Annotated in this window: 12 protein-coding genes; 9 read left to right on the forward strand and 3 right to left on the reverse strand. The window is 62.6% G+C overall.

The features are described from left to right. Nucleotides 1–71 precede the first annotated feature (71 nt). The gene (locus B6V74_RS12580; protein WP_075775932.1) at nucleotides 72–1,079 is read right to left on the reverse strand and encodes an ABC transporter substrate-binding protein; all 1,008 of its coding nucleotides are present in this window, start codon (nucleotides 1,077–1,079) and stop codon (nucleotides 72–74) included. Nucleotides 1,080–1,329: 250 nt separating this feature from the next. Here B6V74_RS12580 and B6V74_RS12585 point away from each other — a divergent pair, with 250 nt between their 5' ends. Further along, the gene (locus tag B6V74_RS12585; RefSeq protein ID WP_088722957.1) at nucleotides 1,330–2,427 is read left to right on the forward strand and encodes a diacylglycerol kinase family protein; all 1,098 of its coding nucleotides are present in this window, start codon (nucleotides 1,330–1,332) and stop codon (nucleotides 2,425–2,427) included. Then, nucleotides 2,424–3,209, forward strand: a complete 786-nt coding sequence (locus B6V74_RS12590; protein ID WP_088722958.1) for a metallophosphoesterase family protein — start codon at nucleotides 2,424–2,426, stop codon at nucleotides 3,207–3,209. The genes B6V74_RS12585 and B6V74_RS12590 overlap by 4 nt, the downstream gene beginning before the upstream one ends. Here the strand turns inward: B6V74_RS12590 and B6V74_RS12595 are convergent, their stop codons facing one another. Further along, entirely contained in the window at nucleotides 3,210–3,689 is a 480-nt protein-coding gene (locus tag B6V74_RS12595; protein ID WP_075775934.1) for a MarR family transcriptional regulator, read from the reverse strand. A 253-nt stretch (nucleotides 3,690–3,942) separates the two neighbouring features. Between B6V74_RS12595 and ectA the strand changes: the two genes are divergently transcribed. The 7 genes from ectA to B6V74_RS12630 all read left to right on the forward strand — a co-directional run bounded on the left by ectA (nucleotide 3,943) and on the right by B6V74_RS12630 (nucleotide 12,781). Beyond that, nucleotides 3,943–4,473, forward strand: coding sequence for a diaminobutyrate acetyltransferase (gene ectA, locus B6V74_RS12600; protein ID WP_075775935.1), 531 nt, complete (start codon nucleotides 3,943–3,945; stop codon nucleotides 4,471–4,473). Between the two features lie 48 nt (nucleotides 4,474–4,521). Beyond that, nucleotides 4,522–5,808 carry a diaminobutyrate--2-oxoglutarate transaminase gene (ectB, locus tag B6V74_RS12605; RefSeq protein WP_075775936.1) on the forward strand — a complete coding sequence of 429 codons (1,287 nt, stop codon included), beginning with the start codon at nucleotides 4,522–4,524 and terminating at the stop codon, nucleotides 5,806–5,808. A gap of 53 nt (nucleotides 5,809–5,861) precedes the next feature. Further along, nucleotides 5,862–6,263 carry an ectoine synthase gene (locus tag B6V74_RS12610; protein WP_075775937.1) on the forward strand — a complete coding sequence of 134 codons (402 nt, stop codon included), beginning with the start codon at nucleotides 5,862–5,864 and terminating at the stop codon, nucleotides 6,261–6,263. Between the two features lie 10 nt (nucleotides 6,264–6,273). Then, nucleotides 6,274–7,704: an aspartate kinase gene (locus tag B6V74_RS12615; RefSeq protein WP_075775938.1), complete on the forward strand. Its 1,431-nt coding sequence runs from the start codon at nucleotides 6,274–6,276 to the stop codon at nucleotides 7,702–7,704. Nucleotides 7,705–7,874: 170 nt separating this feature from the next. Continuing rightward, on the forward strand, nucleotides 7,875–9,293 hold the full coding sequence (locus B6V74_RS12620) for a cytochrome ubiquinol oxidase subunit I (protein WP_088722959.1): 1,419 nt from the start codon (nucleotides 7,875–7,877) through the stop codon (nucleotides 9,291–9,293). Then, entirely contained in the window at nucleotides 9,290–10,303 is a 1,014-nt protein-coding gene (cydB, locus tag B6V74_RS12625; RefSeq protein WP_088720344.1) for a cytochrome d ubiquinol oxidase subunit II, read from the forward strand. Before B6V74_RS12620 ends, cydB begins: the two co-directional genes overlap by 4 nt. Nucleotides 10,304–10,495: 192 nt before the next feature. Then, nucleotides 10,496–12,781 (forward strand): FdhF/YdeP family oxidoreductase, encoded by a 2,286-nt coding sequence (locus B6V74_RS12630; protein WP_088722960.1) that lies wholly within the window; start codon nucleotides 10,496–10,498, stop codon nucleotides 12,779–12,781. On the opposite strand, the gene B6V74_RS12635 is transcribed toward B6V74_RS12630, so the two are convergent. Further along, the gene (locus tag B6V74_RS12635; protein ID WP_088722961.1) at nucleotides 12,778–13,956 is read right to left on the reverse strand and encodes an MFS transporter; all 1,179 of its coding nucleotides are present in this window, start codon (nucleotides 13,954–13,956) and stop codon (nucleotides 12,778–12,780) included. The genes B6V74_RS12630 and B6V74_RS12635 overlap by 4 nt on opposite strands. Nucleotides 13,957–13,968: the final 12 nt, after the last annotated feature.

Below are 13,968 nucleotides of genomic sequence, written 5' to 3' on the forward strand. Positions count from 1 at the left end.
TTATTTGCGCCGGTTAAAAGAAAGCGCGCGCAAGGCTCCCCTTACGCGCGCCAAAATCTCGGTTCGCCCGCTCAGAGCGCGTCCTCGACCTTCTTGATCACGTCGTCGGAAAGCCACGCTTTCCAGACATCCGGATAGTTCTCGAGGAAGTAGTAAGCGGTGTCCTCGTTGGTGCCTTGGTTGTCGGCCTGCCAAGCGAGGAACTCGCCCACGATCTTGTTCGACCATTCACGCTTGCCAAGGTAGTCCATGGCCACCGCGTTGTTCTGGGCGAACTCCTTGGTCACGACCGTAAACACGTCCGAGGTCGGGTAGGCGTTGGGCTTGGGATCGACGCAATCGGCCTGCGAGTTGCACTCGTCCCAGGCTTTCTTGTCGTTCGGAACACCTGCGTCGAGCTTGACCATCGGGTATTTGCCGAGGATCGCCGTCGGTGCCCAGTAGTAACCCAGCCAGCCCTTTTTGGACTCGTAGGCATTGGCGATCGAGCCGTCGAGGCCCGCAGCCGAACCGGTGTCGACCAGCTTGAAGCCCTTCTCCTCGGCCTTGTGGGCCTTGAAGCGGTTCGCGGTCGAGATCTGGCAGTTCCATCCCGACGGGCAGTTGTAGACGCCACCGATCGACGGCTCTTCGGGATCGGGGAACAGCTCGGGATGCTTCAGCGCATCGTCGACCGTCTTGATCTCGGGGTGCTCGTCGGCGACGTATTTCGGAATCCACCAGCCTTCTTCGCCGCCATCCTTGAGGATTTCGGCGGCGATCACGAGGCGGTCCTCGCTGACGGCCTTGTCGAGCGCGACCTTCACCGCGTTCACCCAAAGCTCGGGCGCGATATCGGGCTCGCCCTTCTCGTTCATCGAGGTGAAGGTGGGCATCGTGTCGCCGGTCACCAGCGTCACGTCACAGCCGTAGCCGTTTTCGAGAATGATCTTGTCGACCCAAGCGGCGACACCGGCCGAAGCCCAGTTCATTTCCGCTTCGGTGACGGAACCACATTCGCCGTCGGCGGCGAAGGCAGGCGCCGAGAAGGTCGCCAGCGGCAGCGCCGTCAGTAGCGCGGCAAGCGCTTTCTTGTTCATACAGGTCCTCCTGTTGTGGCAGCTTTGATTTGAAGCGATCCGCGCGGGCTGCCGCCGTGATACCGGTCGCGATAAGTCCCGGATTTTCCCGGGTTGGAATCCTCATGAAGTCACGCTCACGTGAGAACGCGCGCAGGACTTGCCAAATTCCGACACTTCTATGTCGTAAATAACCAAGTCGAGGCGCGCAACCTTTTCACGGACCTTTCCGGCTCCGTGCGGCGTTACAGCCGCACGAAGAGGTGAAAGCATGACAACCGAGCCCAAGGACTCCGTTTCGTCGGAGAATAACACGGGGTTTTCCGCCGCCGTGACCCCCGGTGCGGACTCCGCGCTTCCGTCCGGTATAAGTCACGGGAAAGACGTCGGAAATTCCGATTCTGACCCCGATTCCGGCGCCCCGCCGCAGCCGAGCGCCGCGCTGCGTCGCGAAGCGGTCGCGCTGATTGCGAACCCCTCTTCGGGGGGCAATGCCAAGGACGAGGAAGCGATCAGCCGCGCGATGGAGGCGCTTGGTGACGGTGCGTCGCTTTATCGATGGTCGCCGGAAAGCGACATCGTGGCGACCGTGCGTAAAGCGCTCGACGAGGGCGCGGAGATGATCGTGGCGGCGGGTGGTGACGGCACCGCGATGGCTGTCGCGGGTGCGCTGGTGGGGCAGGATGTGCCGATGGCCGTACTGCCGCTCGGCACCTTCAACTTCTTCGCCCGAGGTCTGCGTCTCTCCGAGGATCCGGAAGAGGCGGCGCGCGCGATCCGCGAAGGCAAAGCGCACTCGATCCGCGTCGGCGAAGTGAACGGGCAGGTGTTTCTGAACAATGCCTCGCTCGGCATCTACCCGTCGATCTTGAAGGCGCGCGAGGACATCTATGCGCGCTGGGGGCGCCGCCGGATCGTCGCGCATTGGTCGGTGTTCAAGACCTTCCTTCGGTTCCAGCGCCCGATGCAGCTGAAGATTACGGCTGACGGAAAAAAGCTGAGTCGACGCACGGCGCTCGTCTTCATCGCCCGCTCCGCCTATCAGCTCGATTTCTTCGGGCTCGACGGGGCGACCGTGATCAGCGACGACGCCTTCGCGGTGCTCGTGGCAAAGGCGCAGACCCGCCGGGATCTCTTCCGTCTCTCCATGCGCCTTGTGCGCCGCAAGACAAAGCAGGGCGAGGATTACGAGTTGATCCGGGCGAAGTCCTTCGAGATCGAAACCTCGCGCCGGCGAGGCCTTCTGGCCTATGACGGTGAGAAATGCCGCGCTGAGAGCCCATTCCGCTTCAAGATGTCCGACGAGCCGCTCTGGATCGTGCTGCCCGCGACGCATGGCGAGACCGAACCCCAAGACGCAACTGCATGACACGTATCGTTCACCTTTCCGACCTGCATTTCGGGCGCAGCCTGCCCGAACTCGAGATGCCGCTTCTTACGGCACTGAACCAGCTCGAACCCGATCTGACGGTGATCTCGGGGGATTTCACGCAGCGCGCCCGGCGCGGTCAGTTCATGCAAGCTCGGATGTTCCTCGAGCAGATCGAGAGTGAGACGCTCTCGGTGCCCGGCAATCACGACACGCCACTCGACAATATCGTTCTTCGGATGCTCAAGCCCTTCGGGCGCTACAAATCCGCGATCAATCACGATCTCGAACCTGTCTACGAGACCGACGGCTTCAAGGTGGTGGGTGTGAACACGGTCAACCGCTTCGCGTGGCAGCGCGGGAAGGTGCCCGACCGCACGATCTCCCGTCTGTGTCAGGAATTCGAAGAAGCGGGCGAGAGATTGCGAGTCGCAGTGATGCACCATCCGCTCGAACACGGCCCCGAGGTCGACAAGGCTCTCATGGAGGGGGCAGGGGACGCGCTGCAGGGCATGTCGGAATGCGGTGCGGATCTCGTGCTGTCGGGGCATCTGCACACCGGGTTGGTGGCCCCCTTCTCGGCTGTGCCGGGCATACTGTTCGTGCAGGCGGGGACGGGCCTGTCTTCGCGCCTGCGCGGCGAGCCGAATACGTTCAACGTGATCGAAGGGGGGCGCGACGCTCTGTCGATCACGCTTTACGGGGCGGGGGACATGAGCTTCGAGCCGATCGAGAACGAGAGGTTCATCCGCGCCCCCGACGGGACGTGGATCCGGGCCTGATCAGTTCGGCTTGCCGGAAATGTCGCCCCAATCCAGAACGGGGGCGGCGTCGATCTCATGCGCGTCGAGCATCGAGGCGACGCGCTCGAGCGAGGCGATGATCTGAGCCTGCTCCCAATCCTCCAGTGCCTCGAATCGGCGGACGAAGATTTGCTGCAGGGCGTCGGGCGCCTCGTCGATCGCACTCGCGCCGAGCTCCGTAATCACGATATCGGTCTGACGGCGGTCCCGTTCGGAGCGCTGACGGGTCACCATGCCCTTGCGCTCGAGCTTGTCGATCAGCGCTGTCATCGTCGCCTGGCTCACGCCCATGCGCTGTGCGATGGCCTTGGGGGTCGACCAGCCTTTTTCGGAAATCACCTGAAGCACGCGGAACTGCGCAGGCGTCAGCCCGGCAGCCTTCGCCAGGTCGCGGCCGAACATTTCGGTCGCGCGCAGGATTCTACGCAAAGCGATCAGGCTCGTATCGACACGCTCCATCAGGCGGCGGGCCCCTTTTTTATCAAGACGACCCAGTATCGCAGAGAGTTCCGTGTTCTGCAATTGCTTGGCTTTGCTAAGCTTATTTCGTTCGCTTCTACTCATTTGCTTTGTCATACTAACGGTATTTAGGGCTTATAAGCAAGAATATAAGGCTATAAGCGGAACTTTTCCGGGTTCCATTAGTTAGGTGGTTGAAATTTTCGACTACATGAACTACTTAGGCTACCGAAGCAAACGAGAGGAAAGAGCTGTGCCGCAAGTCGAGTCGATCAAGAAGGGTTCTGAACTGGTCTTCCGTAAGCCGGAGTCCGAAGACGGCAGCGAAATCTGGAAGCTGATCCGCCGCTGCAAGCCGCTTGATGAAAATTCGATGTATTGCAACCTTCTGCAGTGCGATCACTTCGGGGACACCTGTGTCCTCGTGGAGCGCGAAGGCGAGGTCGTCGGCTGGATTTCGGGCTACATCGCCCCGTCCGAGCCGGACACGTTCTTCGTGTGGCAAGTGGCTGTTTCCCCCGACGCGCGGGGGCTGGGTCTTGGCAAGCGTATGCTGCGCCACCTCATCCAGCGCGACGTCGCCGAAGACTGCACCAAGTTAAAGACGACCATCACCAAGAGCAACGAAGCCAGCTGGGCGCTCTTCCGTTCCTTCGCCCGTTCGATGGGCGGCGAGCTGACCGATGAGGCGCACTTCCACGAAGAAGACCATTTCGACGGCCACGCCTCGACCGAACACATGGTCACCATCACCTTCCCCGAGGAGGCGCGTGCTGCCGCCTGATCTCAGGCCGCGCACCCTCCTCTTTCCCCCAATTCTACGGAGTCCCCCATGACCGTTCATTCGACGGATAAGACGATCTTTACCCAACGCGAATCTGAAGCCCGCTCCTACTGCCGCGGCTTCGATACCGTTTTCACCAGCGCGCAAGGCTCGGAGCTGACCGACGCCGAGGGCAACACCTATATCGACTTCCTCGCCGGTTGCTCGTCGCTGAACTACGGCCACAACGACCCGGACATGAAGCAGGCGCTGATCGAGCACCTGACCGAGAACAAGATGGGCCACGCGCTCGACCTTCACACCGACAGCAAGGGCAAGTTCCTGCGCGCCTTCGAGGAGCATATCCTCGCCCCGCGCGGCATGGACCACAAGCTGATGTTCGTCGGTCCGACCGGCGCGAACGCCGTCGAAGCCGCGATGAAGATCGCGCGCAAGGCGACTGGCCGCACCAATATCATCACCTTTACCAACGGCTTCCATGGCGTGACCATGGGCGCTCTGGCCGCGACCGGTAACGGTTATCACCGTGGCGGCGCCGGCATGGACACGCATGGCGTGACCCGCATGCCCTATGACGCCTATGCCGATGGCGTCGATTCGGTCGCGCTGCTCGACCAGATGCTCTCGGACGCCTCGGGCGGGATCGACGCTCCGGCGGCGATCATGCTGGAGACGGTTCAGGGCGAGGGCGGCCTCAACGCCGCAAGCCCGGAATTCGTGAAAGGCGTCGAACAAGTCGCCCGCAAGCACGGTGCGCTGTTCATCATCGACGACATTCAGGCAGGCTGCGGCCGCACCGGCACCTTCTTCTCCTTCGAGGAGATGGACGTGATGCCGGACGTCGTGACCCAAGCGAAGTCGATCTCCGGCTTTGGCATGCCGATGGCGCTGGTTCTGGTGCGTCCCGACTACGACGTGTTCGGCCCGGCCGAGCATAACGGTACCTTCCGCGGCAACACCCATGCCTTCGTGACCGCCACCGTGGCGATCGAGAAGTTCTGGGCCGACGACAAGTTCCAGAAGGAACTGGCCGTGAAATCGGACGTCCTGCGTGAGGGTCTGGCCGCCGTGGCCGATCTCGTGCCGGGTGCCTTCCTCAAGGGCCGGGGCCTGATGCAGGGTGTCGATGTCGGCACTGGCGAGCTTGCCTCGGCGATCTGCGGTCGCTGTTTCGAGAAAGGTCTCGTGATCGAAACCTCGGGCAATGACGACCAGGTCGTGAAGGTGCTCGCACCGCTGACCACGCCGATGGAACAATTCCGCAAGGGGCTGGAAATCCTGCGTGAAGCCGCCACCGAGGTGACCGGCGAACGCACGGACATCGCGGCGGAATAATCCGCCGCACCCTCCCCCGGCGATCCAACGAATTCAAATACGGAGAAACGATCATGATCGTTCGCGATTTCAACAAGCTCAAGAACACCGACCGCGACGTGTCCGATGCCGACTGGAGCAGCGTTCGCATGCTGCTGGCCGACGACAAGATGGGCTTCAGCTTTCACATCACCACGCTGAAGGCCGGTTCGGATCACACGTTCCACTACAAGCACCATTTCGAGAGCGTCTACTGCATCTCGGGCAACGGCCACATCACCGAGCTCGACAACGGCACGCGCCACGAAATCAAACCGGGCGTGATGTATGCGCTTAACCTGCATGACCATCACCGCCTCGTCGCGGGGGACGAAGACCTCGTCATGGCTTGCTGCTTCAACCCGCCGGTGACCGGTAACGAGGTTCACCGTGAAGACGGGTCGTACGCGCCGGCCGAAGAACTGGAAAATTCGTAAGGGGGCCAAATTGACCCACCAGAATCACACGGTCGAAAAGATTGGCGGCACCTCCATGAGCCGCGTGGACGAGTTGCTCGACACGCTGTTCATCGGAGACCGCAAGGGCGCCGATCTCTATAACCGCATTTTCGTCGTCTCGGCGTTCGGTGGCATCACCGATCTGCTGCTCGAACACAAGAAATCGGGCGAGGCGGGTGTCTATGCGCAATTCGCAAAGGCCGACAGCGAACATGGCTGGCACGAGGCGCTGAGCCGCGTGTCCACCGCGATGATCGAAGCCCATGAGAATGTGCTCAAGCATCCCGGCGACATCGCGCAGGCGACCGAGTTCGTCCGCGAGCGCACCGAAGGCGCGCGCAACTGCCTGATCGACCTGCAGCGTCTGTGCTCCTACGGCCACTTCCGGCTCTCGCAGCATATGCTGCAGATCCGCGAATTGCTGTCGGGTCTGGGCGAGGCGCACTCCGCTTTCGTCACGACGCTCCTGTTGCAGCGCAACGGCGTGAACGCACGTCTCGTCGACCTGTCCGGTTGGCGCGACGAGACCGATCACGACCTAGAAGGCCGGATCATGGGTGCGATGAAGGACATCGATCCGAAATCCGAGCTTCCGATCGTGACGGGCTATGCGCAATGTGCCGAAGGCCTGATGCGGGAATTCGACCGTGGCTACTCCGAAGTGACCTTCTCCAAGCTCGCAGCCCTCACCGGCGCGCGCGAGGCGATCATTCACAAGGAATTCCACCTGTCTTCCGCCGACCCGAAGCTGGTGGGCGAGGGCAAGGTGCGCAAGCTGGGTCACACGAACTACGACGTGGCCGACCAGATGTCGAACATGGGCATGGAGGCGATCCACCCGAAGGCCGCCAAGACCCTGCGCCAGGCGGACGTTCCGCTGCGTGTCACCAACGCGTTCGACCCGGGCGATCCGGGCACGCTGATCGACGACAAGCCCGCCAAGGAAGCGGCGGTCGAAATGGTGACCGGCCTCGATATCATCGCGCTCGAAGTGTTCGAACAGGACATGGTCGGCGTGAAGGGCTACGACGCCAAGATCCTCGAGGTGCTGACGCGCCACGACGTTCGTATCGTGTCCAAGGCCTCGAATGCGAACACGATCACCCATTACGTCGATGCCCCGATCCGTGTGCTGCAGCGCGTCGAGAAGGATCTCTGCGAGATTTATCCCTCGGCGGAAATCTCGGCCCGGATGCTCTCGATGGCCTCGGTCATCGGGCGTGACCTGAGCGGTCTCTCGGTACTGACCCGTGGCCTGCAGGCGATCGCAAAGGCGGATATGGAAAGCCTCGGCGCCACGCAGGGCCCGCGGAATGTGGACGTGCAATTCGTCCTCGAACGGGACGATCTTAAGCCCGTGATCAAGGCGCTCCACGAGGAGTTCATCCCGGAAGAAAGCGCCCTCAAGCAAGTTGCGTGAAAGACGTGACGCCAACTTTGTATAAAGCCCGTGCGGAACTCCGCGCGGGCTTTTTTCATTGAGCCTGCGACATCCCGCCACGCTGCGACGTTTGAACCATGGCCCGGCGGTTGCCGTACCCTCGGGTAAGTCTAGTTCTTATCACGTAACGTGCAGAAACGCGGACGACCATGAGCATATTCGACATACCGACACTCGATCTGGCGCGGGCGCAATTCGCCTTCGTCGTCGCGGCACACATCGTCTTCCCGGCCTTCTCGATCGGCACGGCGAGCTACCTGATGGTGCTGGAAGCCCTGCGGATGATAACCGGCAAACAGGTCTACCAGCGAATTTTCGAGTTCTGGAAACACATCTTCGCGGTGGTCTTCGGGATGGGTGTCGTCTCGGGCGTCGTGATGTCCTACGAGTTCGGCCTGAACTTCGCGCATTTTTCCGACAAGGCGGGCCCGGTGATCGGGCCGCTGATGGGCTACGAGGTGATGACGGCCTTCTTCCTCGAGGCCGGTTTCCTCGGGATCATGCTGTTTGGCCGCAACCGGGTGAACAAGTGGATCTACATGTTCGCGGTCACGATGGTCGCGGTCGGCACCTTGATCTCGGCCTTCTGGATTCTCTCTGTGAACAGCTGGATGCAGACGCCGCAGGGCTTCAAGATCAACGATGTCGGCCAATTCATTCCGACCAGCTGGCTCGAGGTGATCTTCAATCCCTCGCTGCCCTATCGTTTCGTTCACATGGTGCTGGCGGCCTATCTCACGACCGCGCTCGTCGTGGCGGGTGTCGGCGCGTGGCATCACATCCGGGGCAATGCGGACGATGCCGTGCGCACCATGTTCCGCATGGCGATCGGGATGATCCTCGTGACCGCACCGATCCAGATCTTCGCCGGCGACCAGCACGGGCTCAATACGCTCGAACATCAGCCTGCCAAGATCGCGGCGATGGAAGGGCATTGGGAGACCAGCAAGGGTGCCGGGCTGATCCTCTTCGGCATCCCGAACCCGAGCAAGGAGCGCACCGATTACAAGATCGAGGTGCCCTATGCGTCCTCGCTGATCCTGACCCACTCGCTCGATGGCGAGGTGCCGGGCCTCGGGGACTTCCCGCCGAATGAGCGCCCGCCGATGACGATCGTCTTCTTCACCTTCCGGATCATGGTGGGGCTCGGCTTCGCCTTCGCCGCGATCGGGCTCTGGGGCGGCTGGCTGATGTGGCGCAAGCGCCTGCACGAGCCGGGCCTTTTCCACAAGGTGGTGCTGGTCTTCGCGCCGGGCGGCTTCCTCGCGATCATCATGGGCTGGTTCACCACCGAATTCGGCCGCCAGCCCTACACCATCTACGGTCACTTCACGACGGCGGAGTCCGTGTCCTCGCTGACGGCGGGGCAGGCCTGGGCCGCGCTGATCGGGTTCGTCGTGGTCTATGCCTTCCTCTTCGGTTCGGGCACCTTCTACCTGCTGCGGCTGATGCGACGCGGACCGGAAGGTGCCGAGCCGGTGGAGAACACGCCGCAGCGCGCAGGCGGCGTGGCGGGCGCGATGCTCGCCAATGATGTGACGACCGAGAAAGAGGGGGCCCACGCATGACCGGCTTTGCGCATTACCTGCCCGACATCTGGGCCGCGATCATCGCCTTCGCGATCCTGACCTACGTGGTGCTCGACGGGTTCGATCTCGGCATCGGCATCCTGTTTCCGTTCCTCGGCTCCGAGGAGAACCGCACCCGCGCGATGAACTCGGTCGCCCCGGTCTGGGACGGCAACGAGACATGGCTGGTGATGGGCGGCGGCGGTCTGCTTGCCGTCTTTCCGCTGGCCTACGGGATCATCCTGAACGCACTTTATATCCCAATCGTCATAATGCTGCTCGCGCTCGCGTTCCGGGGTGTGGCCTTCGAGTTTCGTGGCAAGACCCGGCGCTGGCAGCGGCTGTGGGACCGGGCGTTCTTCGGCGGATCGCTCGTCGCGACGCTGGCGCAGGGCGCGATCCTCGGCGGGCTGCTGCGCGGCCCCGAAGTGACCGACCGGACCTTCACCGGCGGCCCGTTCGACTGGGTGAGCTTCTTCTCGCTCGGCACCGCGCTGGCGCTGGTGGCGGGCTACGTGATGCTGGGCGCGGCCTGGCTGGTCATCAAGACTTCGCACGGGCTCTATGATCTGGCGCGCCGGATCGGGGAGCGCGCGCTGATCGCGACGCTGGGGTTCATCGGCCTCGCTTCGCTCGCCACCCCGTTCCTGCATCCGGAATATTATCACCGCTGGTTCCAATGGCCGGGCGTGATCTGGAGCGCGGTGGTGCCGCTTTTGCTGCTCGTGGCGGGCTTCGGCTACTGGACGGCGATCCGCTCGGACCGAGGCGTCGTCGCCTACCTGTCGGGGATCGCTATCTTCGTGCTGTGTTTCGCGGGACTGGGACTGTCGATCTTCCCCTATATCGTGCCCGCCTCGATCACCATCCGCGAGGCCTCCACACCGGCGATGTCGCAGGGCTTCATCCTCGTCGGCGCGGCGATTTTCCTGCCGATCATCCTTGCTTATACGGCCTATGCCTACTGGGTGTTCCGCGGCAAGACGTCCGAGCATGAACATCACTACTGAGTGAGGCGCGAGAACCGCTGGAACCGGGGGCGCAAACGCTTGGTTGGGTCTGCGTGATCCATATCCCGCGTACAGATTTCATGCCCGACGTTTTCCATATGTCGCCTTCAGCCGGTAAGCCCGGCCTACGCGCGTCCCTCGGGGCGCGCGTGCTCGTATCTGCGCGGACCAAAACCGGAGGAGCTGCGCGCCATGTCTGACAAGCTAGATAAACTTCCCGAAGAAAGCGGCCCGTCGGGCGGGTGGGGCTCGTTGAAGGGTATCGCCCGGATCTTCGGTGAATCCTGGCCTTCTTCGCCTGATGTGCTGCGCGAGCTCGAGCGGCAGAACAAGCCGGGCGGCTTCATGTGCGCCTCCTGCGCCTTCCCGAAACCTGCCAATTACCACCCGTTCGAATTCTGCGAAAACGGGGCGAAGGCGACGCTCTGGGAGATGACGAAATCGCGCCACACGCCCGAGTTCTGGGATGATCATACGGTTGCGGAACTCAAGGACTGGCCCGATCACGAGCTGGAAAAGACCGGCCGCCTGACCGCGCCGATGCGCTACGATCGCGCCTCCGACCGCTATGTCGAGGTCAGCTGGGACGAGGCTTTCTCAGAGATCGGTTCGATCGTGAAGGGGCTGCCGAAGAAAGAGGTCGTATTCTATTCCTCGGGCCATGCCGGGCTGGAAGCGAGCTATCTCTGGGCTCTGATGGCGCGCGCCTACGGCAACAACAACCTGCCGCAAAGCTCCAATATGTGCCACGAGACGACTTCGGTCGGCCTCAAGAAGGTGATCGGCTCGCCGGTCGGCACCATTCTCTGGGAAGATCTCGAAGAGACCGACTGCTTCTTCTTCTTCGGTCAGAACCCCGGCACCAACTCGCCGCGTTTCCTGCATCCGCTGAAGGCGGCGAAGGATCGTGGGGCGAAGATCGTCACTTTCAATCCGGTGAAGGAACAGGGGCTCGTCAGCTTCGTCGATCCGCAGAACCTCTACGATATGGCGCGGGGCCACGAAACCAAGATCTCCGACCAGTATCACCAGTTGAAGGCAGGCTCGGACATCGCGGCGCTGACTGGCCTGTGCAAGGCGGTGCTCGAAGAGGACGAGAAAGCCCAGGCGCAGGGTCGCCCAGCGGTCGTCGACTGGGAGTTCCTGAAAGAGCACGCGATCAATTACGACGAGTTCCTGACCTTCTGCCGCACGACGTCGTGGGAACAAATCACCGAGGAATGCGGGCTGTCCGAGGCCGAGCTGCGGCAGGCGGCGGATGTCTACATCCACGCCCAGAAGGTCATTGGCGTCTATGGCATGGGGCTTACTCAGCACGCGCATGGGGCGACCAATATAGGGATGCTGGTGAACTTCCTCGCGCTGCGCGGTAATATCGGGCGCAAGGGCGCGGGGTGCTGCCCGGTGCGCGGCCACTCCAACGTTCAGGGCCAGCGTACGGTGGGCATCGCCGAAAAGGCGAAGCTGATCCCGATGGACAAGCTGCGCGAGCTCTACGATTTCGAGCCGCCGCAGGAAGACGGTTTCCACATCGTCGACGCCGCGCAGGCGATGCTGGAGGGCAAGGTCTCGGCTACCTTCTCGCTCGGCGGCAACTTGGTTCGCGCGCTACCCGATAGCGACCGGATAGAAGAAGCGTGGCCGAAGCAGAAGCTCACGGTGATGATCTCGACGAAGCTCAACCGTTCCCATCTCTATCCGGGCGAGGTGGCTTATATCCTCCCCTGTCTGAGCCGGTCGGAAAAGGACGAGCAGGAAACGGGTAACCAATACGTCTCGGTCGAGGACAGCTTTTCGATGATCCATGGCTCTCTCGGCAAGGGTGCGCCCGCGTCGGACAAGCTGAAATCCGAGCTGGCGATCACCTGTAGCATCGCGAAGGCGATCTGCGAGCCTAACCCGAAGCTGAAATGGGACGAGTGGGTGAAGGACTACTCCAAGGTCCGCGACCTGATCGAGGCGACCTACCCGGACGACTTCCGCGGCTTCAACGAGCGGCTGAACGAGCCGGGCGGGTTCTGGCGCGGCAATCCGGCGCATGATCGCATCTGGAAGACCGAGAGTGGCAAGCTGGAGTTCACGACGCCGTCCAAGCTCAACGCGCTGGGGTTCGACGACAAACCGGGCCGCTACCGGATGATCACGATGCGCTCCAACGACCAGTTCAACACCACGATCTACGGCTATTCGGACCGCTTCCGCGGGATCGAGGGGACGCGTGACGTGCTCTTGATGAACAAGATCGACATGGCCGATCTGGGGCTCGAGCACGGCGACCCTGTGGTTGTCCATGGCGACATGGATGATGGGGTCGCACGCAGCAAGACCGGGCTGAAGGTCGTCACGTTCGAGCTGCCGCGCGGCACGGTCGGGGGCTATTACCCCGAGTGCAACGTGCTGGTGCCGGTGGGGCTCAATGACGAGCTGTCGAAGACGCCCGGCTCCAAGGGCGTCCCGGTGCGTATCGAGAAAGCCTAAGCGGGAACGGCGGCGGGGCGACGGCTGTCGATCCACGCGATGGCAAGGAAGACAAGCCCCGCCGCTGCCAGCCCCGCACCGACATAACCTGTGGCGGTCCAGCCATAGCCTTCCGCCAGCGCGATCCCGGCAAGAAACGGCCCGATCGCGTTGGCGAGATTGAAGGCCGCGTGATTGAGGGCAGCGGCGAGCGTCTGAGCCTCGCCCGCGACTTCCATCAGCCGCATCTGCATCGGGATCACCATCCCGGCGGTCGAGCCGAGCGCGACCATCGCCACCGACATCGCGACCCAGTTGCCGATGGTGAAGGTGTAGAGGATCGACATCACCATCATCCCGCAAAGCAGGATCACCCCCGCGCCGAAGCGCGACCAATCAGAGAGCTTGCCCGAAATCCAGTTGCCGAGCGTGCCGCCCACGCCGAAGGCGGACAGTGCCACAGGGATCGTCCAGGCGGGGCCCGCCTGCGTGTCGATCATCGCGGCTGACAGGTAGGAATAGACCGCGAAGATGCCGCCGAAGCCGATCGAGCCTACAAGAAGCGTCAGCCAGACCGAGCGATTGGCCAGAGCACCGAGCTCGCGCATCGGGCTGGCGTTCGGATCGCGCGGTGTCGCAGGGGCGACGCGCGCGATCATCAGGGCCGAAGCCGCGCAGATCACCGCCACGATGGCAAAGCCCCAGCGCCAGCCGAAATTCTGGCCGATCGCCCCCGCCAGCGGCACGCCCACGATATTCGCGATCGTCAGGCCGGAGATCACCATCGCGATGCCCTGCGCGCGTTTGCCTACGGGCATCAGGTCCGCGGCGAACAGCATCGCCATCCCGAAATAGGCCCCATGCGGCAGGCCCGAGGCGAAGCGCGCCGCCATGAAGCTATCCATATTCGGTGCGAACCCGGCCAGCAGGTTCGCCACCGCATAGAACCCCATCAGCCCGATCAGGAACTGCTTGCGCGGGATTTTCGCGCCGATCACCGCCAGAAGCGGCGCGCCGATCACGACGCCAAGCGCATAGGCCGAGATCGCATGACCGGCCCGCGCCTCGGTGATCCCGAAATCGGCCGCGTAATAGGGCAGCAGCCCCATGGACGCGAATTCGATCACGCCGATACCGAAAGTGCCAAGGGCCAGCGACAGGATCACGGCCCGCGCGTGGCGGGGTTCGAGCGTCATGGTAGTCTCCGA

The sequence above is a fragment of the Thioclava sp. F42-5 genome, from assembly GCF_002213195.1.
GTDB lineage: Bacteria > Pseudomonadota > Alphaproteobacteria > Rhodobacterales > Rhodobacteraceae > Thioclava > Thioclava nitratireducens.